At 58.4% G+C, this 19,150-nt stretch carries 20 protein-coding genes; 15 read left to right on the forward strand and 5 right to left on the reverse strand.

Going from position 1 to position 19,150, the window contains the following annotated elements:
• The first annotated feature begins 29 nt into the window (after nt 1-29).
• From aroC to cobO, 4 genes are read left to right on the forward strand one after another with little or no spacing between them, the layout of a single operon-like run.
• A complete protein-coding gene (aroC, locus tag HW561_RS09650; protein WP_176864105.1) occupies nt 30-1,130 on the forward strand; it encodes a chorismate synthase in 1,101 nt (366 codons plus the stop codon).
• Complete coding sequence (locus HW561_RS09655; protein WP_176864107.1) at nt 1,114-1,776, forward strand: HD domain-containing protein; 663 nt, start codon at nt 1,114-1,116, stop codon at nt 1,774-1,776. Before aroC ends, HW561_RS09655 begins: the two co-directional genes overlap by 17 nt.
• Nucleotides 1,777-1,821: 45 nt before the next feature.
• Complete coding sequence (locus HW561_RS09660; protein ID WP_176864109.1) at nt 1,822-2,757, forward strand: DMT family transporter; 936 nt, start codon at nt 1,822-1,824, stop codon at nt 2,755-2,757.
• A 56-nt stretch (nt 2,758-2,813) separates the two neighbouring features.
• Nucleotides 2,814-3,413, forward strand: coding sequence for a cob(I)yrinic acid a,c-diamide adenosyltransferase (gene cobO / locus HW561_RS09665; protein WP_176864111.1), 600 nt, complete (start codon nt 2,814-2,816; stop codon nt 3,411-3,413).
• Between the two features lie 42 nt (nt 3,414-3,455).
• Here cobO and HW561_RS09670 read toward each other — a convergent pair whose 3' ends face one another.
• The 4 genes from HW561_RS09670 to HW561_RS09685 all read right to left on the reverse strand — a co-directional run bounded on the left by HW561_RS09670 (nt 3,456) and on the right by HW561_RS09685 (nt 6,412).
• Entirely contained in the window at nt 3,456-3,686 is a 231-nt protein-coding gene (locus HW561_RS09670; protein ID WP_176864113.1) for a hypothetical protein, read from the reverse strand.
• A 308-nt stretch (nt 3,687-3,994) separates the two neighbouring features.
• On the reverse strand, nt 3,995-4,360 hold the full coding sequence (locus HW561_RS09675) for an SPW repeat domain-containing protein (RefSeq protein WP_176864115.1): 366 nt from the start codon (nt 4,358-4,360) through the stop codon (nt 3,995-3,997).
• Between the two features lie 109 nt (nt 4,361-4,469).
• The gene (locus HW561_RS09680) at nt 4,470-5,420 is read right to left on the reverse strand and encodes an AraC family transcriptional regulator (RefSeq protein ID WP_176864466.1); all 951 of its coding nucleotides are present in this window, start codon (nt 5,418-5,420) and stop codon (nt 4,470-4,472) included.
• 125 nt (nt 5,421-5,545) lie between these two features.
• Nucleotides 5,546-6,412 carry a branched-chain amino acid aminotransferase gene (locus tag HW561_RS09685; protein WP_176864117.1) on the reverse strand — a complete coding sequence of 289 codons (867 nt, stop codon included), beginning with the start codon at nt 6,410-6,412 and terminating at the stop codon, nt 5,546-5,548.
• 158 nt (nt 6,413-6,570) lie between these two features.
• On the opposite strand from HW561_RS09685, the gene HW561_RS09690 reads away from it, so the two are divergent.
• The 6 genes from HW561_RS09690 (at nt 6,571) to dxs (ending at nt 11,836) form a co-directional block, all read left to right on the forward strand.
• Entirely contained in the window at nt 6,571-7,083 is a 513-nt protein-coding gene (locus HW561_RS09690) for a MarR family winged helix-turn-helix transcriptional regulator (RefSeq protein ID WP_176864120.1), read from the forward strand.
• Nucleotides 7,080-7,781: a response regulator gene (locus HW561_RS09695; protein WP_176864122.1), complete on the forward strand. Its 702-nt coding sequence runs from the start codon at nt 7,080-7,082 to the stop codon at nt 7,779-7,781. The genes HW561_RS09690 and HW561_RS09695 overlap by 4 nt, the downstream gene beginning before the upstream one ends.
• A gap of 69 nt (nt 7,782-7,850) precedes the next feature.
• Nucleotides 7,851-8,777 (forward strand): histone deacetylase family protein, encoded by a 927-nt coding sequence (locus HW561_RS09700; protein ID WP_176864124.1) that lies wholly within the window; start codon nt 7,851-7,853, stop codon nt 8,775-8,777.
• Nucleotides 8,774-9,016, forward strand: coding sequence for an exodeoxyribonuclease VII small subunit (locus HW561_RS09705; protein WP_176864126.1), 243 nt, complete (start codon nt 8,774-8,776; stop codon nt 9,014-9,016). Before HW561_RS09700 ends, HW561_RS09705 begins: the two co-directional genes overlap by 4 nt.
• Complete coding sequence (locus tag HW561_RS09710) at nt 9,017-9,883, forward strand: polyprenyl synthetase family protein (protein ID WP_176864128.1); 867 nt, start codon at nt 9,017-9,019, stop codon at nt 9,881-9,883.
• Nucleotides 9,884-9,904: 21 nt separating this feature from the next.
• A complete protein-coding gene (dxs, locus tag HW561_RS09715; RefSeq protein ID WP_176864130.1) occupies nt 9,905-11,836 on the forward strand; it encodes a 1-deoxy-D-xylulose-5-phosphate synthase in 1,932 nt (643 codons plus the stop codon).
• 214 nt (nt 11,837-12,050) lie between these two features.
• Here the strand turns inward: dxs and HW561_RS09720 are convergent, their stop codons facing one another.
• Entirely contained in the window at nt 12,051-12,500 is a 450-nt protein-coding gene (locus HW561_RS09720; protein WP_176864132.1) for an Lrp/AsnC family transcriptional regulator, read from the reverse strand.
• A gap of 301 nt (nt 12,501-12,801) precedes the next feature.
• On the opposite strand from HW561_RS09720, the gene HW561_RS09725 reads away from it, so the two are divergent.
• The 5 genes from HW561_RS09725 to HW561_RS09745 all read left to right on the forward strand — a co-directional run bounded on the left by HW561_RS09725 (nt 12,802) and on the right by HW561_RS09745 (nt 19,140).
• Entirely contained in the window at nt 12,802-13,947 is a 1,146-nt protein-coding gene (locus HW561_RS09725; protein WP_176864134.1) for a M24 family metallopeptidase, read from the forward strand.
• Between the two features lie 76 nt (nt 13,948-14,023).
• The gene (locus tag HW561_RS09730; protein WP_176864136.1) at nt 14,024-15,295 is read left to right on the forward strand and encodes a sarcosine oxidase subunit beta family protein; all 1,272 of its coding nucleotides are present in this window, start codon (nt 14,024-14,026) and stop codon (nt 15,293-15,295) included.
• Between the two features lie 11 nt (nt 15,296-15,306).
• A complete protein-coding gene (locus HW561_RS09735; protein ID WP_176864139.1) occupies nt 15,307-15,591 on the forward strand; it encodes a sarcosine oxidase subunit delta in 285 nt (94 codons plus the stop codon).
• The gene (locus HW561_RS09740) at nt 15,588-18,560 is read left to right on the forward strand and encodes a sarcosine oxidase subunit alpha family protein (protein WP_176864140.1); all 2,973 of its coding nucleotides are present in this window, start codon (nt 15,588-15,590) and stop codon (nt 18,558-18,560) included. Before HW561_RS09735 ends, HW561_RS09740 begins: the two co-directional genes overlap by 4 nt.
• Complete coding sequence (locus HW561_RS09745) at nt 18,553-19,140, forward strand: sarcosine oxidase subunit gamma (RefSeq protein WP_176864142.1); 588 nt, start codon at nt 18,553-18,555, stop codon at nt 19,138-19,140. The genes HW561_RS09740 and HW561_RS09745 overlap by 8 nt, the downstream gene beginning before the upstream one ends.
• Nucleotides 19,141-19,150: the final 10 nt, after the last annotated feature.

The raw sequence follows: 19,150 nt of genomic DNA on the forward strand, positions 1-19,150 counted from the left end.
TAATCACGACCCTCAAAGGAGCACGCCCCATGTCGATGAACAGCTTTGGACATCTTTTTCGCGTCACCACTTGGGGCGAAAGCCATGGCCCGGCACTGGGCGCCACAGTCGATGGTTGCCCACCGGGCGTTGCGATTGACGAGGGCATGATCCAGCACTGGCTGGACAAGCGCAAACCGGGGCAGAATAAATTCACCACTCAGCGCCGCGAAGCCGACGAAGTGAAAATCATGTCCGGCGTGTTCGAAGGTCAGACAACCGGCACGCCCGTTCAATTGATGATCGAAAACACCGATCAGCGTTCGAAAGACTACGGCGATATCATGGACAAGTTCCGTCCGGGTCACGCCGATATCACCTATTGGCAGAAATACGGTATCCGGGATTATCGCGGCGGTGGGCGTAGTTCGGCCCGCGAAACCGCTGCTCGGGTCGCCGCTGGTGGGCTGGCGCGCGAGGCGATCAAACAGATCGCGCCCAATGTGCAGATCATCGGCTACATGAGCCAAATCGGTCCTCACAAGATTGACCGGGAAAATTTCGACTGGTCCCAAATCGAACAGAACCCGTTCTGGACTCCGGATGCGCAGGCTGCTGAAGATTGGGCGGCTTATCTGGACGATCTACGCAAATCCGGCAATTCCGTCGGTGCCGTTGTCGAAGTTGTGGCGCGCGGTGTTCCAGCAGGGATTGGCGCGCCGGTTTACGCCAAGTTAGACACTGATCTAGCGGCCGCAATGATGTCGATCAACGCCGTAAAAGGCGTCGAGATCGGCGAAGGTATGGCCGCTGCTGAACTGACCGGCGACGCCAACGCGGACGAGATCTTCATGGGCCAGAACGGCCCTCAGTACAGTTCGAACCACGCTGGTGGCATTCTGGGCGGAATCTCAACCGGGCAAGATGTGGTCGTGCGTTTTGCTGTCAAGCCGACCTCGTCGATCCTGACAACCCGCAAGACCATCACCAAATCCGGTGAGGAAACCGAGATCATCACCAAAGGCCGCCACGACCCTTGTGTCGGCATCCGCGCCGTCCCGGTGGGTGAGGCGATGATGGCGTGTGTGATCCTGGATCATCTTTTGCTGCATCGCGGCCAGATCGGCGAGAACCGTGGACAGATTGGCTGATCTGAGCGACCGGCTGCGCGCTGTTGTTTCGCAGCGCATGGCAACCGATCCCGCGCATGATCTGGCCCATCTGGATCGTGTCTGGGTCAACGCGCAAGCCATCGCGGATGACCGGACCGACATGCCTGTGCTTCTGGCAGCCAGCTACCTGCATGATCTGGTGAATTTGCCTAAAGACGATCCCCATCGCCATCTCGCATCGCGCAAGTCGGCATCTGAAGCAGAGTCTATTCTAGCAGAACTTGGATACGATGCGATCCAGATCCAAGCCGTTGGGCACGCAATCACAGCGCACAGTTTTTCCGCCAACATCCCACCCGAAACGACAGAGGCCCGGATTTTGCGCGATGCCGACCGGCTGGATGCGCTGGGTGCGATTGGCATCGCTCGCACTTTTTCTGTGTCCGGGGCATTGGGGCGGGCACTCTATGATCCCGCTGATCCATTTGCCGAGAGACGGCCTCTGGATGATCTGCATTTCTCCATCGACCATTGGAAAGTCAAATTGCTGAACCTGCCACACGAAATGTTAACCGACACTGGAAAGCAGATTGCAACGCGACGCGCAGAGCGCATGATCAGCTTCCTTGATGACTTTGCCGAAGAGATCGGCAACCCCCTGCCGCAGACCTGGACCACCCGTTGACCAGACCCGTTGATCTTTGCGCAGCAAAAGCGCAGGGTCGCGCCGATGGCAAAATCCTTAACATCGCATCGACCTGTACTGGCCGTGACGCTGAAGCTCAGCGCCCTGTTTTTGTTCACGTCGATGTCAGCGCTGGTCAAAGCCCTGTCCGGGGATTTTCCGCCCGGTGAGCTGGTCTTCTTCCGGTCACTCTTTGCCGTCCCCGTAATTATCATTTGGCTGATTTCACGCGGAGAATTGGCACAAGGCTTTGTTGTCAAAAAGCCGATGGGCCATTTCTGGCGCGGTGTTTTGGGGACAACGGCTATGGGGCTGACCTTCACGGGTCTCAGCCTGTTGCCACTGCCCGAAGTGACTGCGATCGGCTACGCCACACCGATTTTCACCCTGATTCTGGCCGCCGTCATGCTCGGTGAACGCATTCGCATGATCCGTATCGGGGCGGTCGTACTCGGCCTGCTGGGCGTTCTGATCATGATATGGCCGCGCCTTGGCAGCAACGACATGGAAACGGCGGCAACCATCGGCGCGCTTTGCGTTTTGGCGGCAACCATCGCCCGCGCCTTTGTGCAAATCCACATCCGGCAATTGGTTCAGGTCGACCATCCGGCTGCGATTGTATTCTATTTTTCGGTCACAGCGGCCCTGCTGTCGGGGCTGACCGCCTTTTGGGGTTGGACCATGCCGACATGGGAGCAAACGGCGCTTCTGGTTGCGATGGGCTTGATCGGGGGCGTTGCCCAGATCCTCGTAACCTCGTCTTATCGGTTTGGTCAGGCCTCGATGCTGGCGCCTTACGACTATACCAGCATGCTGTTCGCTATCGTCATCGGCTATGTCTGGTTCGGCGAACTGCCGACAGTGGCTATCCTGATTGGGGCGGCGCTGGTCATCGCGGGCAATGTGGTGGTGATCTGGCGCGAACATCAACTGGGTCTGGAACGCGGCAAGGCCCGATCCCTGACCGATCACAAACCGTGACTTTACCTTTCGCGAACTTCCCCTAGGTTGGGCCCAACAGTCAAAGAGGGTTCCCCATGAGCGACGCGCAGGATCACAAAGATAAGATGCAAGAGGTGCAGGCCAAGCACCGCAAGAAAGTGTCCGAGGCGGTTGATCCGGGCCGTGGGCTTGTTCTGATCAACACTGGCAAGGGCAAGGGTAAATCCTCGGCAGCTTTTGGCGTGGTGATCCGTGCGTTGGGTTGGGGCCAGAAGGTCGCTGTGGTGCAGTTCATCAAGGGCAAATGGAAAACTGGTGAACGCCGGTTCTTTGAAGAGCGGGATTTGGTGACGTGGCACACGATGGGCGAGGGCTTTACCTGGGATACGCAGGATCGCGACCGTGACATCGCAGCTGCAAACGCGGCGTTCGACAAGGCCTGCGCTCTGATGGCAAGTGGTGACTATGATCTGGTCGTACTGGACGAAATCAATATCGCGCTGCGCTATGAATACCTGTCGGCCGAACAGGTGATCGCAGGAATGGACGCGCGGTCTGAGCGTACAAGCGTTTTCCTGACGGGTCGTGATGCACCGCAAGCGCTGCGGGATTATGCTGATCTCGTTACGGAAATGACCGAGGAAAAGCACCCGTTCCAGGCCGGAATCAAAGCGCAGCGTGGCGTGGACTTCTAGGGAATGACAAGATCGGCGTGACCTGCCTATGCGCCGCGTCGATCAATCACCTGTTGTGGTTCGTTTCGCCAGTAGATACTCGAATACATAACGAACAGATCCGCGCCGACTGGCCGCGCTATCGGGAAGGGATTGATCGGTATCCGTCTCCTGAATCTGTAGCTGGCGTTTCTTCTGCTCGACATAGGCTGCAAAGTCTTCGTCGCAGCAGCTGCACCCGCACGCGGTGGCCGCATCATGGCGGGCAATGATCTCATCAAGCGGATCGCTCATCCCTGACTCTTTCAACCCTGTGACGCCCCAATCGGTGGTCGTTTCCGGGGCGGCGGCGTGCCCTCACCATTTGTTGCGCTAAGCCCGCAAGCCGCCCCGAAAGGAAGTGCTTGATGACATGTCATCTGGCGTTGCCTTTTATCTGATTGTTTTTGTCGGGAAATGCAAGTTGAAAATCACCAGGCCAGTACTGAGCAACCGAGAACCCGGCGTGTGGCGTGAACTAAAGTGAGCCGTGTGCTATTCAAACACACGGCTCAGTATTCGGACTATGTCAGGTCGATGCCACAAGATTGTGGACGTCTGACTCAGGCTGTCACACCCTGTTCCGGTGCGCTCAGCGATATGACGAGCACGACAGCGGCACCGTTGAGCCAATAAAACGCGGCATCAATGCCCGAAAACCCGAACAGGCTGGGCGCGAACAGAAATGTGATCCCAACGATCAGATCCACGGCCAGGTGAAATTTGTAGGGTAAAACCCGCCAGATCCCCAGATGGTGATCCGTCAGGACAGTCAGTACAAAAGCCGCAGCACCAGTGACCACGGACAGCCACAAAGCCATCGGGTTGGATTGACCCAGCCCCAGAATAAAAGGCAGCCCCATCAGCGCCAGGGCCACAGGATAGTCGAGATAAGCGTGCACGTTGCGGGTTACGAACCGAAGAGACATGAGAGCTCCTTTCCTTGCTTGGTGTAGCCCCAAGATAGGACAGGTTCATCGAACGTATCAGCCCGGATCGTTCGCGAAATATTGCAGATCGTTCAGATACGCAGGATTATCAGTGCATCGACCGATAAGCGGCCGGAGAGACGCCGAGCTGCTTCTTGAACACGCGTGAAAACGCCGCCTCAGAGGCATATCCAACCTCGGCCGCTGCATCTGCCACGTTCCACCGGCTTTCTGTCAGCCCGTGGCAAGCAATTTGCATGCGCCACGAGGTCAGATACTGCATGGGCGTCGCGCCCATCTTCTCTGCAAAAAGCTGGGCAAACGCTGTTCGGGACATTCCGGCCTCGCGCGCCAGAGACTCAACGCTCCAGTCTTGGGCCGGGCCGTGATGAAATGCGGTCAGGGCACGCGATATGCGCGGATCGGCAAAACCAGCCAAAGCCGCATCGCTGGGACTTTGGTGTTCCAGATAGGCCCGGATCGCCTGCGCAAACAGTACTTCGGACAGTTTCAGTGCAATCAGATCCCCGCCAATCCGCGCGCCGCCCACTTCGGACCCGATCATGCGCAGCGTGGCTTCGATCCATGCGCCGGCCTCTTCGCCATAGTTTTCGATAAGGATAAAGGGCGGTAGCCGGTCGAGCAGCATATGCCCGGTGCCACGTCCGCCCGGTGGACCTGAGAAGGAAAAGTGCCCACAGATCAGCTGTGTATCCCGGCCTTCGTCTGCGCCGCCATAGACCAGAACGCCGTCCCCCTGATAGCCCGAGTCCTGCAAGACCTGCTCTAACGGAAGGGCCTCGAGCGGTTGGACTTCGTTGCACAACAGGGCGTGGGCTGCGCCGTGAGGGATCAGGATCAGATCGCCCTGCCTCAATCTCAGAGTCTCGCCCGTGGTCGAAACATGAACCTTCAGCTCACCGCGCTGAACAAAATGAAACCGGGCCACATTCTCGAACGCGGGAACCTGTATCCCGAAGGGCGGCGTGAATGAGGTGCGAAAATAGAATGTCCCGCGCAGGGACAGGCGTGTGAGAATATCGCTGAGCAGATCCAACATATGGACAAGGTATAGGAACTTGCGCAATCGTCCAGCGGATTGAACGATCGGCAACAATCTTCACACGAATGGCAAAGAAAAACCCCCGATTTCAGCGAGGGCTCGTGTTTTTCCGGGCTTTGCGATCAGGCGCGCACGAGGTTTTCGTAGTCTTCTGCGATCTCACGCGTCAGGTCGCCGACCTCGAACACATAATCGCCGATTTGCCCGACTGGGGTGACCTCAGCAGCGGTTCCTGTCAGCCAGCATTGTTCGAATCCAGCCATTTCTTCAGGCATGATGCGGCGTTCATGAACGGTCACGCCCTTGTCCTTGAGCATCTGGATCACCGTCTGGCGGGTGATGCCATTCAGGAAGCAATCTGCCAGTGGCGTATGCACCTCGCCATCCTTGACGAAGAACACGTTTGCGCCTGTCGCTTCGGCCACATAGCCGCGGTAGTCCATGAACAATGCGTCCGAACAGCCCTTGGCCTCGGCCTTGTGTTTCGAAATGGTGCAGATCATGTAAAGGCCCGCCGCCTTGGCATGAACCGGGATGGTTTCGGGGCTGGGGCGTTTCCATTCCGCAATGTCCAGCTTGGCACCCTGCATCTTGGCGTCACCGTAATAGGCACCCCACGGCCAAACAGCGATGGCCATCCGTACCGGGTTTCTAGCCGAAGCCACACCCATATCCTCTCCCGAGCCGCGCCAGACCAGTGCGCGCACATAGGCGTCCTGCAATCCGCTGGCTTTCAGGGCTTCGTTCTTGGCGGCTTCGATCTGATCAACCGTATATGGCATCGGCATATCCAGCGCCTCGGCCGAGGCGATCAGACGTTTGGAATGTTCGCGGCTTTTGAAGATCTTGCCATTATAGGCCCGCTCACCTTCGAACACGGACGAGGCATAGTGCATCGCGTGGGACAGAATGTGCACATTGGCGTCGCGCCAGGGCACCAGTTTGCCATCCAACCAGATGACACCATCACGATCGTCATACCCCGCCATGCGAAACCTCCTGACTCGGGTTAAATTTTCGATTGTTGCGCCAAATAAGTCCGAAGTGGACATAAAGTTGCGCAGAAACTGAGATTCGATACCTGTCCACCCTTGGAATGTCAATAACGCTGACTTAAAGTCGGCCCGTGTAACGAATGAGGCATGATATGTCCGAAATCCGCCCCGCCCCACTGTTCGGGGGTGAAAGCCTGTTGTTTTTGACTGACGAGCAGTTGCGACAAGGGATCGAGGCCATGTTTTTCGCCTATCGCGGCTTTACCGCCGATCCGGATCGTATCCTGACCAAAATGGCCTATGGCCGCGCACATCATCGGGCAATCCACTTTATCAAACGCGCGCCGGGAACGACCGTCAACAATTTGCTGGCAATCCTGGGCGTGACAAAACAGTCTCTAAATAGGGTTCTCAGGACATTGATTGACGATGGTCTGGTCGAAAGCCGCGTTGGCACAGTGGACAAACGTGAACGGCACCTATTTTTGACGGAACAGGGGCAAGCGCTTGAGACCAAACTGTCGGATGCACAACGCGCCCGGATGCGCGCCGCATACAAGGATGCCGGACCCGAAGCTGTGGCCGGATTTCGCAAAGTGCTTGAAGCGATGATGGATGCTGATATGCGTCATGCTTATACGAAACTTCGGGAAACGACCTCATGAGTGACATGGATGCCCATCTGCTGATTGTTGATGATGACGAGCGCATTCGCGATCTGCTCAAGAAATTCCTGATGCGGAGCGGATTTCTGGTCACGGCGGCGCGCGATGCCGCCCATGCACGGCGGGTGTTGTCTGGGCTGGATTTCGATATGATCATTCTGGATGTGATGATGCCGGGCGAAGATGGCGTCAGCCTGACCCGCGCCTTGCGCGAAACACACAGCACACCCATCTTGCTGTTGACCGCGCGCGGAGAGACCGAGCACCGGATTGCAGGACTTGAGGCGGGTGCGGATGATTATCTGGCCAAACCGTTCGAGCCCAAAGAGCTGCTGTTGCGGATCAACGCGATCCTGCGGCGTATGCCCGAGACCCCGGCGCAGGACACGGCAACCAAGATCCTAAACCTTGGCCCGATCCGTTATGACATCGAGCGAGGTGAGATGTGGCAGGGTGAAGACCCGGTCCGTCTTACCGCCACGGAAAGCCAGTTGATGAAGATATTCTCGGCCCAGCCCGGTGAGCCGATCACCCGGGCAAAGCTGGTCGAAGACCTCGGGCGCGACAAGGGGCAGGCGCAGGAACGTGCCGTGGATGTTCAGATCACCCGCCTGCGCCGCAAGATCGAGCAGGATCCGAAACAACCGCGCTATCTACAAACCGTGCGCGGCGCTGGCTACATGCTGGCGCCGGATTGATTTTGCCGCTGCGCGGCGATTTTAAGCCTTCGGCGAAGGTATTTTTGGCCAGATGAACAGGGGACCCCGATGAAGACCGCCCTTTTGACCCACGCCGATTGTTTGGGCCACGTGACGCCTGACGGGCACCCTGAACGGGTAGCGCGGCTGGAACATATTCTGCATGCGCTTGAAGCTTTGGACCTGAACCGGGTCACCGCGCCTATGGCTGCGGATGACGATCTGCTGCGCATCCACCCCGAAAGTCACATCCGCGAGATACGCAGCAATTGCCCAAACGAAGGGTACGCACAGATCGACGGCGATACTTTCATGTCACCGGGATCAGTTGATGCGGCTTACCGTGCAGCCGGGGCGGTTGTGCGCGCAGTAGATATGGTGCTGGGCGGGGACGCTCCGAATGCGTTCTGCGCGATCCGACCGCCGGGTCATCACGCAGAAACAGACACTGCAATGGGGTTTTGCCTGTTTGGGAACGCTGCACTGGCGGCCAAGCATGCGTTGGACCATCACGGTTTGAACCGGGTTGCCGTGGTTGATTTCGACGTTCATCACGGCAATGGTACGCAGGATCTGCTATGGGACGAGCGGCGTGCTTTGGTGATCACCAGTCAGCAGATGCCGTTGTGGCCCGGATCCGGGCGAGTGGATGAGACCGGCGCCTATGAAACGATCCTGAACATCCCGCTTGCCCCCGGTGCGGGCGGGGCCGAGATGCGATCGGCCTATGAATCGCAGGCTTTCCCGCGTCTGCGCGCGTTCAAACCTGAATTTATCATCATCTCGGCGGGTTTTGACGCCCATCAGGATGACCCGCTGGCCAATCTGAACTGGTCCACCGGCGATTTCGCCTGGGTTACGGCTGAGCTGTGCAAGATCGCCGATGAGGTATGTGATGGCCGTATCGTCTCGACTCTGGAAGGCGGGTATGATCTGAACGCGCTTGCCGATGCAACGCGCGCGCATGTGGAAGAACTGATGAAGGCAGCCCGATGACCGATACCCCAGTTGAGCAGATGACATTCGAACAGGCGATGAAAGAGCTTGAGGCCGTGGTTGGACAGCTGGAACGTGGCGACGTTGCTTTGGATCAATCCATCGCGCTGTATGAACGCGGGGCCGCGTTGAAAAAGCGCTGCGAGGACGAGTTGAAGCGCGCCGAAGAAAAAGTCGCGGCCATCACTCTGGATGCCAATGGTCAGCCGACCGGGACGACGCCTGTCGAAGGTCTCTGAATGTTTCGCGAAAGACTTGCGCAAGACGCGGTGCGCATTCAGGAACAGTTCGATCTGGTTCTGAGCGCTCTGGATGACATCGAAGTGACCCGTGCGATGGCTTATGCCACGCAGGGTGGCAAGCGTTTACGCGGGTTTCTGGTGCTGGAAAGTGCGCGGCTGCATGGGGTCGATGAGGCGCAGGCTATCTGGCCCGCTGCAAGTATTGAGGCGCTGCATGCCTATTCGCTGGTGCATGACGATTTGCCCTGTATGGATGATGACGATCTGCGCCGTGGGCGGCCGACGGTTCATGTCAAATGGGATCAGGGCACCGCAGTTCTGGCGGGTGATGCGTTGCAGGCCCTTGCGTTTGAACTCTGCGCGCACCCAAATGCTGGAAACGCTGAAATTCGTGCGGAAATGGCTCTAACACTGGCCAAAGCAAGTGGTGCGCAGGGCATGGTTCTGGGGCAGGCCCTGGATATTGCGGCTGAATCGGCGGCGGAACCTTTGTCGCTTGAGGCGATCACCCGGTTGCAGGCGGGCAAGACTGGTGCTCTGATCGAATGGTCCGCTTGCGCGGGCGCCCGACTGGTCCAGGCCGATCCTGAGCCCTTGCGCCAATATGCCCGGGCATTGGGCCTTGCTTTTCAGATCACAGACGACATCCTTGATGTTGAAGGTGATGCCGAAAAGGCCGGAAAGCGCCTGCAAAAGGATGCCGATGCGGGCAAGGCTACATTTGTCTCACTGCTGGGGCTGGAGGCCGCCAAAACGCGTGCCACTGATCTGGTGGATCAGGCCTGTACAGCGCTTGAGGGGTATGGGTCAAAGGCTGAAACCTTGAAGGACGCCGCCCGCTTCGTTATTGCCCGGGACAGCTAAGCCGCGAGGAACGCGCCAAACATGACTTCTGATCGTCCGCAGACACCTTTGCTGGATCTTGTGAACCGCCCTGCGGATCTCAAGCAGTTCTCCGACGCGCAGCTGCATCAGCTGGCCACGGAACTGAGAACCGAAACGATCTCGGCCGTATCCGTCACTGGCGGGCATCTGGGGGCAGGCTTGGGCGTTGTGGAACTGACAACGGCCTTGCATGCAGTGTTCGACACGCCCCGCGACAAGATCATCTGGGACGTGGGTCACCAGTGCTATCCCCATAAAATCCTGACCGAACGGCGCGACCGCATTCGCACCTTGCGGCAAAAGGGTGGGCTGAGCGGGTTCACCAAACGCAGTGAAAGCCCCTATGATCCGTTTGGTGCGGCGCACAGTTCGACCTCGATAAGTGCTGCGCTGGGGTTTGCCGTTGCCCGTGATCTGGGCGGGGTCACACCCGAAGGGTTGGGCGACGCGATTGCAGTGATTGGTGACGGATCGATGTCGGCTGGCATGGCATTCGAGGCGATGAATAATGCAGGCCATCTGAAAAAGCGCCTGATTGTCATTCTGAACGACAATGAAATGAGCATTGCGCCGCCGGTTGGTGCCCTGTCCAACTATCTGTCGCGTATGTATGCCGAAGAACCGTTCCACGATCTGAAAGCCGCAGCCAAAGGTGCGGTGTCGCTGTTGCCCGAACCGTTCCGCGAAGGCGCCAAACGCGCCAAGGAAATGCTGAAAGGCATGGCCGTCGGCGGCACGCTGTTCGAAGAGTTGGGCTTTTCCTATCTCGGGCCCATCGACGGGCATGATCTGGACCAGTTGTTGCCGGTGCTGCGCACAGTCAAAGCCCGTGCAACAGGTCCGATCCTGATTCATGTGCTGACCAAGAAAGGCAAGGGGTATGCCCCAGCCGAACAAGCTCGTGACAAGGGGCATGCGACGGCGAAATTCGACGTGGTGACGGGTGAGCAGAAGAAAGCGCCCTCAAACGCGCCGTCTTATACCTCGGTCTTCGGCAAGACGCTGGTGGACGAGGCGTCGCGTGACGACAAGATCGTGGCCGTGACCGCCGCCATGCCCGATGGCACCGGCCTGGGCCTGTTTGCCGAGCGTTATCCGTCACGTTGTTTCGACGTGGCGATTGCAGAACAACACGGCGTGACCTTCTCGGCTGCGCTGGCGGCTGGCGGGATGAAGCCGTTCTGCGCGATGTATTCGACCTTTTTGCAGCGCGGCTACGATCAGGTTGTGCACGATGTCGCGATCCAGCGCCTGCCGGTGCGGTTCGCCATTGATCGGGCCGGGCTTGTCGGGGCTGATGGCGCGACTCATGCAGGGTCTTTCGACATTGCCTATCTGGCCAATCTTCCTGGTATGGTTGTCATGGCCGCCGCCGATGAGGCAGAGCTGATGCACATGATGGCTACTGCTGCCGCGCACAACGATGGACCCATCGCCTTTCGCTATCCGCGCGGAGAAGGGGTTGGAGTGGATCTTCCTGAACGTGGTGAAGTCCTGGAAATCGGCAAGGGTCGTCTGGTTCAGCCCGGTCAGAGGGTGGCGCTGCTATCCTTCGGCACACGGCTGGCCGAGGTTCAGAAAGCAGCCGAGGCACTCTCGGCCCGGGGCATCACACCGACCATCGCTGATGCCCGTTTCGCCAAACCGCTGGACCGCGACCTGATCTTGGATATGGCTACAAACCACGAGGCCCTGATCACGATCGAAGAAGGCGCCGTTGGCGGTTTTGGCAGCCATGTGGCGCAGTTGCTGAGTGACGAGGGTATCTTTGACCACGGTCTGAAATACCGCTCAATGGTGCTGCCGGACATCTTCATCGATCAGTCCAGTCCTGCCGATATGTACGCAGTGGCTGGTATGAACGCCGAACAGATTGAAGCCAAGGTTTTGGATGTTCTCGGCGTCGCGTCGATCGGGGAAAAGCGCGCCTGAGAAAGACAGGCAATGAGTTTCCAATCGTAGGTCGGCTATTCCCTTGTGTGTGGCGAGGAATGGGCGGTCATCAGGAAATTTGCACAGAGCATTGATGCCACCGCTGTTTGCGCCAATGTGCCGGACTTAGTGCCGTCATCGATGGGTTTCTGAAGGCCGTGTTTAACACTTCGGTACACACACCAACCGCTGAAGATTCCGGTGGTGGTGCTTATCAAAGCACATCCAGGGATACTTTGACGCGGTCCATCACAACGGATGTGTTAAAGCGGCTGACGTTGGATTCGTCAAAAAAATACTCTTGGGTGAATTCTTCGTATTCCTTGATGCCGCTAGTGACGACAATCAGGATGAAATCCGCAGAACCCGTCGCGTAATAGCACTGCTGGACCGCAGGCGCATGGCGCATACGTTGTTTGAACTCATCCAGATGCCGCCTGCTTTCGCGTTCCAGCACCACTTCTACGATCACGGTCATCTCACGGCCGAGTTTTGCCGGGGAAATGACGGCAATTTCGCGTTCGATCACTCCGGTATCGCGCAGCCGCTTGATCCGCTTTTGCACTGCTGGCGAGGACAGCCCGACCTCGGCGCTGATCGCATCGGCAGTCAGACGTGCGTTGCGCTGCATCAGCTTGAGGATTTCCAGATCTTTATCATCCATTGTCCGATAAAAATCAGATTTGGAAGCAAGGGCAACTCAATTTGTCAAAATTCCCGGATTTCCGTCGGAAATATTCCTACCATGTATCTGTGAAGTGATTTCGAACCGTACATTGACGATGGTGATGCCATTTACCAAATGGGATACAGTTGAAAGATATCCAACGGCGTCAGACGGCGATAGCGTCTCGCAACATCAAGTTTTTACTGGGTTGCAAGAGATCTAGTTTTGAAGTTTCCCGTTGTGTCGATAACCTGCCCCGAAATCCGGTTGGAAATCCGCTCGAGCAGGGACGTGTCGCATGTTCATGGAAAGACTGAACTGCCTTCGGGCAAAACTGGCGGACGCCGATATCGACGTGGCGCTGATCACGGATGACGATAATGTCTATTACCTGACTGGCTATTACGACTACCTGCATATGGAGTTTGGCCGCCCGACAATCCTGGTGGTGCCCAAGGACGGTGACAGCCTGCTGATTACCCCGACTATCGACCTTACCAAAGCCGAGGCCGAGGCCCGCGTGGACCGTATTGCCGCCTGGAATGACGGTGCGGGCAACGAGTGGCGAGAAAAACTGCCCGAGGCGGTCAAATCTGCCGCCAAGGTTGCGATTGAACCCGATCAGATGCCACCGATGGTGCGCGACTATGTGAGCGGTCTTGTCGATGGCAACCAACTGGCAAGCGTGACCCCGATTCTGAACGGCATGCGCATGATCAAATCTGCCGAAGAACTGCAATTGGCACGTCACGCCGGTTTGGTGGCCAATGCCATGATGGACGCCGGGCGCGCGGCCATCGGCGATGGGGTGCCAGAGTATGAGGTTGCGATTGCGACGTCTCAGGCGGGCACCCGCAAGGCGGCAGAATTGCTGAACGCGCATTACCGGGATACCTCGATGTCGCCTAACACGCATTTCCTTCAGATCATGGCGTCCGGAGACACCATCACCAAGACCCATCACCGCGCCAGCACCCGAATCATGAAGCAGGGCGAGCCGGTGTTCCTGTGTTTTTGCGGGATGACCAATTTCCACCGTTTCAAGCTGGGCTTCGACCGCACCTTCTGGATCGGTGAACCCACGGACCCGACGGAAAAGGCAGTGTATGAGGTGGCTGTGGCCAGCCAGAAGGCTGCGCTGGACGTGCTGCGCCCCGGCGTGACCGCCGAAAGCGTGCATGCGGCCTATGCTGATGTCATTCAGGGCGCGGGCTACGATTACCCATTCCGGTGTGGTCGCGCGACCGGGTTCAGTTTCCTTGAGGCGCCTCAACTGGTGACCGGTGATACGACCATTCTACAGCCCGGCATGGTTCTGGCGGTGGATGGATCGGTCACCGTGGACACCTTTCGCGCGCAGGTCGGCGATAGCTTTATCATCACCGACGATGGATGGGAGCCGGTGACAAGCCACCCGAAAACGCTGGAAAAGGTTATCCTGTAATGCTCAAAAGACGTTGGCCTGACCTTTTCGCACCCGGGGCTGAATCGTATCCAAACATCAGAAATAGAAATGAGCCATGACTAGATTCTCTGCTTGGAATGTCTTCTGGAACGGCCTGACCAGCCAAAAAGGCTGGTCCCGCCAATGGCGCGACCCGGAACCCAAATCCCACTACGACGTGGTGGTGATTGGGGGTGGCCTGCATGGTCTTGCGACCGCTCATTATCTGGCAAAAAACCACGGCATCCGCAATGTTGCCGTGCTTGAAAAGGGCTGGATCGGCGGCGGAAACGCTGGTCGTAATACCACGATTGTACGCTCGAACTATGCGCAGCCGGGAAACCGGGAGTTTTATGAAGATTCGCTGAAACTCTGGGAAAACCTGAGCTTTGATCTGAACTACAATGTGATGTTCAGCCAGCGGTCACATATCTCGTTGCTGCACAGCCCCGGCGCGGTGGATGCGGCAGCACGAAACTATAATACTATGCGCCGCACGGGGGCGCCGGATGCTGAAATCTGGAGCCTTGAGCAGTTGAAGCAAGCTGTGCCGCATCTCAACTACGGGCCGAATGCCCGATTTCCGATCATGGGTGCCGCCCTGCAGAAACGGGCCGGGACCGCACGGCATGACGCGGTTGTCTGGGGATATGCCCGCTCGGCCGATCAGATGGGTGTGGACATCATCCAGAACTGCGAAGTCACCAGTATCACCCGCGATGCGGAAAAAGTCACCGCGCTGGAAACCTCGCGCGGGACAATCACCACCAGCAAGGTGGGGCTGGCGGTGGCGGGCAACACCTCGCGGCTGTGGGCAATGGCAGGGTTGGGGCGATTGCCAATTGAATCGCACAAGCTTCAGGCCTTTGTGTCCGAACCTCTGAAGCCGTTGCTGGACCAAGTCGTGGTCTTTGGCGTCGGCGGCGCGCATTTCTATATTTCGCAGTCGGACAAAGGCGGCATGGTGTTTGGTGGCGATCTGGATTGGTACAAATCCTACGCGCAAAAGGGCAACCTGCCGATTGTGCAGGACGTGTCCGAGGCGGCTATGTCGGTACTGCCCTGTCTAGGCCGGGTCCGGTTGCTACGTCATTGGTCGGGTGTTGTGGATATGTCGATGGATGGCACGCACTTCATCTGCAAAACCCCCGTCGACAACCTGTATCTGAATGCGGGCTGGAACTACGGCGGGTTCAAGGCGACCCCAGCCTCGGGCACTTATTTTGCCGATCTGATCGCCAATGACCGACCCCATCCGGTGATCGCCAACCACGATCTGAAACGCTTTGAACGTGGCCTTCAGATTGACGAGCGCGGCGCAGGCCCAGACCCGAAACTTCACGGATAAGGAGCAACGACATGATTAGAATACCCTGTCCGTTTTGTGGCATCCGGGATCATAGCGAATTCACCTATGGCGGCGATGGCTCGATCACATATCCGGCGTTGGATGCCCCTTTGCAGGAGTGGCACGATGCCGTGTTTCAGCGCGAGAACATCTGCGGAGTTCAGACTGAAACCTGGCACCACGTGAACGGGTGCCGCATGTGGATTCTGGTAGACCGCGATACGATGACCCACGAAATTCACGCTGTCCGCCCGGCACATCCGGATCTCGCCAAAGCGCTGGAGTCTTCATCATGAGCGCAACACGTTTGACCAAGGGTGGGCGCATTGACCGGTCCCGCACGCTGAAACTCACCTGGGATGGCAAATCCTATGACGGGTTTGTCGGTGATACCCTTGCCTCGGCCCTGATGGCCAGTGGTACTCAGATTCTGGGCCGCAGTTTCAAGTATCACCGTCCGCGGGGCGTCATGTCCGCCGGGGTCGAGGAATCCGGCGCGATTGTCACGCTTGGGACGGGCGTGCGCGCAGAGCCCAACACGAAAGCCACGATGCAAGAGCTGTTCGACGGGTTAAGCGCCCATGGTCAGAACGCCTGGCCAAATGTGCGCAACGATGTGGGCTCGGTTCTGGGGCTGTTCGGGCGCTTCTTTTCGGCGGGGTTCTATTACAAGACCTTCATGGGGCTGCCGCCATTTGAGTGGGGCCGTGGAACCGGCATCTGGATGCAGTACGAAAAACTGATCCGCAAAGCCGCCGGGATGGGTGAGGCGTCGCGGCTTGCGGACCCCGATGCCTATGATCATGCGCACGCGTTTTGTGACGTGCTGGTTGTGGGCTCTGGCCCTGCCGGTCTGAACGCGGCGCTGACTGCGGCGCAGCAGGGCAAGGATGTGATCCTTGTCGAGCAGGATTTCGAGCTGGGCGGGGATTTCCTGAACCAGACAGACCCCGCGGCCGAGGCCCGGCGCATCGAATTGATCACCGCGTTGCAGGCGGCGGGTGTGCGGATCATGACACGCACAACTGCCTTTGGCCTGTACGACTATGGCACTGCGGGTCTGCTCGAACGGGTAACGGATCATTTGGCGCTGAAACCTGAGCATTCGCCGCGTCAGCGGTTCTGGACGGTGCGGGCCGGAGCAACGGTTCTGGCCACGGGTGCGCTGGAACGCATGGTGTGCTTTGCCGACAACGACCGCCCCGGAGTGATGACAGCCGCCGCTGCGCGCAGCTATCTGAACCGTTTTGGTGTGCTGCCCGGCCAGAATATCGTTGTCACGACCAATAATGACTCGGCCTATGCCACCGCTGCTGAACTGGCTGTTGCAGGGGCGTCCGTGACGCTGGTCGATCTGCGCCCTGAGGGGGGCGGATCGCTAAGTGAAGTGATGGCCGACGCGAGTGTCGCGGTCAGGACCGGGCTCGCGCCACTCAGGGCCTGTGGGCGCAGGGCGGTCAACGGGGTGCAACTAGCGCGGGCTGAAGGCAATTCCTGGGCTACCGCGGACACTCTGCCCTGTGATCTGTTGCTGGTGTCGGGCGGGTGGTCACCGGTGGTGAACCTGTTGTCTCATCGCGGTGCCAAACCGAAATGGGATGCGGATCTGGCCTGCTTTCTACCTGCGCCCTGTCCCGACAACGTTGTCATGGCTGGTTCGGCGTCCGGTATTTGGCAAGGCGATGCCTGCGAGGCGTCGGGTATTGCTGCCGCCAAAACTGCCCTCGGCCAAGCTGTTGAGGGGCCGGTTCCGGGTGGCTGGGACACGCCGATCAAGCCGGTTTATGAGGTGGGCCTGCCTGACCAGAAAACCAAAGGCTTTGTGGACCCACAGCATGATGTAACCAGCAGCGATGTGCGGCTGGCCCATCAGGAAGGGTTCGTCTCGGTCGAGCATCTGAAGCGCTACACAACATTGGGCATGGCCACTGATCAGGGCAAGATGGGCAATGTGATCGGGCTGGCACTGATGGCCGAGGCGCTGGGCAAGGAGATTCCCAATGTCGGCACCACCCGTTTCCGCCCTCCTTACACGCCTGTTGCAATCGGTGCGCTGGCAGGCCGCAATGTCGGAGATCACTTCAGAACGCTGCGCCGCACGCCGATGCATGACTGGAACCTGCGCCACGGGGCCACGATGACCGATGCGGGCCTGTGGCACCGTCCGTGGTATTATGCCCGCGCCGGTGAAACCATCACCGAGGCCTATATCCGCGAAGCCGCAACCGTGCGCCAAGCAATCGGGATCTGCGATGTCAGCTCGTTGGGTAAAATTGCTGTGCAGGGACCGGATGCGTCTGAATTCCTGAACCGCGTTTACAGCAATGCCTTCGCCAAGCTGCCGATCGGCAAGGCACGCTATGGCATCATGTTGCGGGATGACGGCATTGTGATGGATGACGGCACCACATGGCGGCTGTCCGAGACTGATTTCCTGTTAACCACCACGACCGCCAATGCAGGCAAGGTGATGGTTTGGCTGGAAGAGCTTCTCCAACTGCGCTGGCCAGACCTGAAGGTGCATGTCAGCTCGGTTTCGGACCAATGGGCGGGCGTATCGGTTGCAGGCCCCAAGGCGCGCGACGGGATCGCGGCTTGCCTGGAAGACCCGGATGCGATCTTGGCCGAAAACTTGCCCTTTATGGGGGTGACTCGCACACGGCTAAACGGCGGCATCGATTGCCTGATCGCGCGGATCAGCTTTTCGGGTGAGCTGGCCTATGAGGTCTATGTGTCCGCAGGCTATGGTGAGCGGATGATGGATCTGCTGTGGGCTGCAGCCGAGCCTTTGGAGGGCTGCCTTTACGGGCTGGAGGCGCTGGGGGCGCTGAGGATTGAAAAAGGACATGTCACCGGCGCTGAACTCGATGGGCGCGTGACTATCGACGATGCGGGGCTGGGTAAGATGGCGTCGACTAAGAAACCATTCATTGGCAGTGCGCTGCGCCAACGCCCCGAGTTACTGCGCCCCGATCGCCCGCAATTGGTGGGCATCTTTCCCAAGGACCGCAGCCAGACGTTCAATGGTGGAGCGCTGCTGTGCAAACCCGGCGTGACCGAAGGGCATGGCGAGGGCTGGGTCACGGCCGTCACCCACTCGCCCGCATTGGGGCACTGGATCGGTATTGGCTATATCTCGGGCGGTCATGGTGACTGGCAGGGGAAAACGGCCATTGCCACCGATCCTGTGCGCAAAGGCGATATCGAGGTCGAGATTGTCTCACCCCACATGTTCGACCCAGAGGGAGAGCGGATGCATGGCTAATTCTGTTTCACCGCTTCACACTTCCTATGTGGCAGGCCATCACGGGCCAGAAGGCAAAATTGGCGTCACGCTGGAAGAAATCGAAGATTTCGCGATGGTCCAGTTTTCCGCCTGGCCGAACACTCTGGCGCGCACCGGGACCGAGGCGGCGCGGATTGCAGGCTGTGCCACCGCAGCGAGCCCCGGTGAGGCCGTGTTGGGTAAAATTGGCACGCTTCTGCGGGTTGAACCGCTCAAGTGGTGGTTGGTTGCGCCCGCGGGATCGCTGTCCGAAACGCCCGTGCTGGCACCTGAGGACGGTGCCATTCTTGACTTGCTGCAATCTCGTGTTTGGATTCGTGTTGGTGGGCCAAAGGCGGAGGTTCTGTTGAACCACTTTCTGCCGATTGATCTGAGGGCGGCGGCCTTTCCATCAGGCACCGTGGCTAGCACCGGCTTCCATCATGTCGGCGTGACGCTGTGGCGGGATCAGACTGGTCTGAACCTGCTGTTGCCTCGCAGCTTTGCAGTTTCGCTATGGGATTTGCTGTGTGAAAGCGCGCTACAGTATGGCCTTGAGGTGATCCAGCCTGAACGTTGAGTGAAAACGG

Origin of the sequence: Ruegeria haliotis (genome assembly GCF_013377785.1) — a bacterium.
GTDB lineage: Bacteria > Pseudomonadota > Alphaproteobacteria > Rhodobacterales > Rhodobacteraceae > Ruegeria > Ruegeria haliotis.

Bases quoted from the DNA above. Each gene is read 5' to 3' on its own strand.
- HW561_RS09670 (WP_176864113.1), bottom strand. From the start codon at position 3,686: ATGAGCGATCCGCTTGATGAGATCATTGCCCGCCATGATGCGGCCACC.
- HW561_RS09740 (WP_176864140.1), top strand. From the start codon at position 15,588: ATGAGCGCAACACGTTTGACCAAGGGTGGGCGCATTGACCGGTCCCGC.
- HW561_RS09695 (WP_176864122.1), top strand. From the start codon at position 7,080: ATGAGTGACATGGATGCCCATCTGCTGATTGTTGATGATGACGAGCGC.
- HW561_RS09690 (WP_176864120.1), top strand. From the start codon at position 6,571: ATGTCCGAAATCCGCCCCGCCCCACTGTTCGGGGGTGAAAGCCTGTTG.
- HW561_RS09705 (WP_176864126.1), top strand. From the start codon at position 8,774: ATGACCGATACCCCAGTTGAGCAGATGACATTCGAACAGGCGATGAAA.
- HW561_RS09680 (WP_176864466.1), bottom strand. From the start codon at position 5,420: ATGTTGGATCTGCTCAGCGATATTCTCACACGCCTGTCCCTGCGCGGG.
- HW561_RS09675 (WP_176864115.1), bottom strand. From the start codon at position 4,360: ATGTCTCTTCGGTTCGTAACCCGCAACGTGCACGCTTATCTCGACTAT.
- HW561_RS09720 (WP_176864132.1), bottom strand. From the start codon at position 12,500: ATGGATGATAAAGATCTGGAAATCCTCAAGCTGATGCAGCGCAACGCA.
- HW561_RS09710 (WP_176864128.1), top strand. From the start codon at position 9,017: ATGTTTCGCGAAAGACTTGCGCAAGACGCGGTGCGCATTCAGGAACAG.
- HW561_RS09735 (WP_176864139.1), top strand. From the start codon at position 15,307: ATGATTAGAATACCCTGTCCGTTTTGTGGCATCCGGGATCATAGCGAA.
- HW561_RS09700 (WP_176864124.1), top strand. From the start codon at position 7,851: ATGAAGACCGCCCTTTTGACCCACGCCGATTGTTTGGGCCACGTGACG.
- HW561_RS09685 (WP_176864117.1), bottom strand. From the start codon at position 6,412: ATGGCGGGGTATGACGATCGTGATGGTGTCATCTGGTTGGATGGCAAA.
- HW561_RS09660 (WP_176864109.1), top strand. From the start codon at position 1,822: ATGGCAAAATCCTTAACATCGCATCGACCTGTACTGGCCGTGACGCTG.
- aroC (WP_176864105.1), top strand. From the start codon at position 30: ATGTCGATGAACAGCTTTGGACATCTTTTTCGCGTCACCACTTGGGGC.
- HW561_RS09725 (WP_176864134.1), top strand. From the start codon at position 12,802: ATGTTCATGGAAAGACTGAACTGCCTTCGGGCAAAACTGGCGGACGCC.
- dxs (WP_176864130.1), top strand. From the start codon at position 9,905: ATGACTTCTGATCGTCCGCAGACACCTTTGCTGGATCTTGTGAACCGC.
- HW561_RS09745 (WP_176864142.1), top strand. From the start codon at position 18,553: ATGGCTAATTCTGTTTCACCGCTTCACACTTCCTATGTGGCAGGCCAT.
- cobO (WP_176864111.1), top strand. From the start codon at position 2,814: ATGAGCGACGCGCAGGATCACAAAGATAAGATGCAAGAGGTGCAGGCC.
- HW561_RS09730 (WP_176864136.1), top strand. From the start codon at position 14,024: ATGACTAGATTCTCTGCTTGGAATGTCTTCTGGAACGGCCTGACCAGC.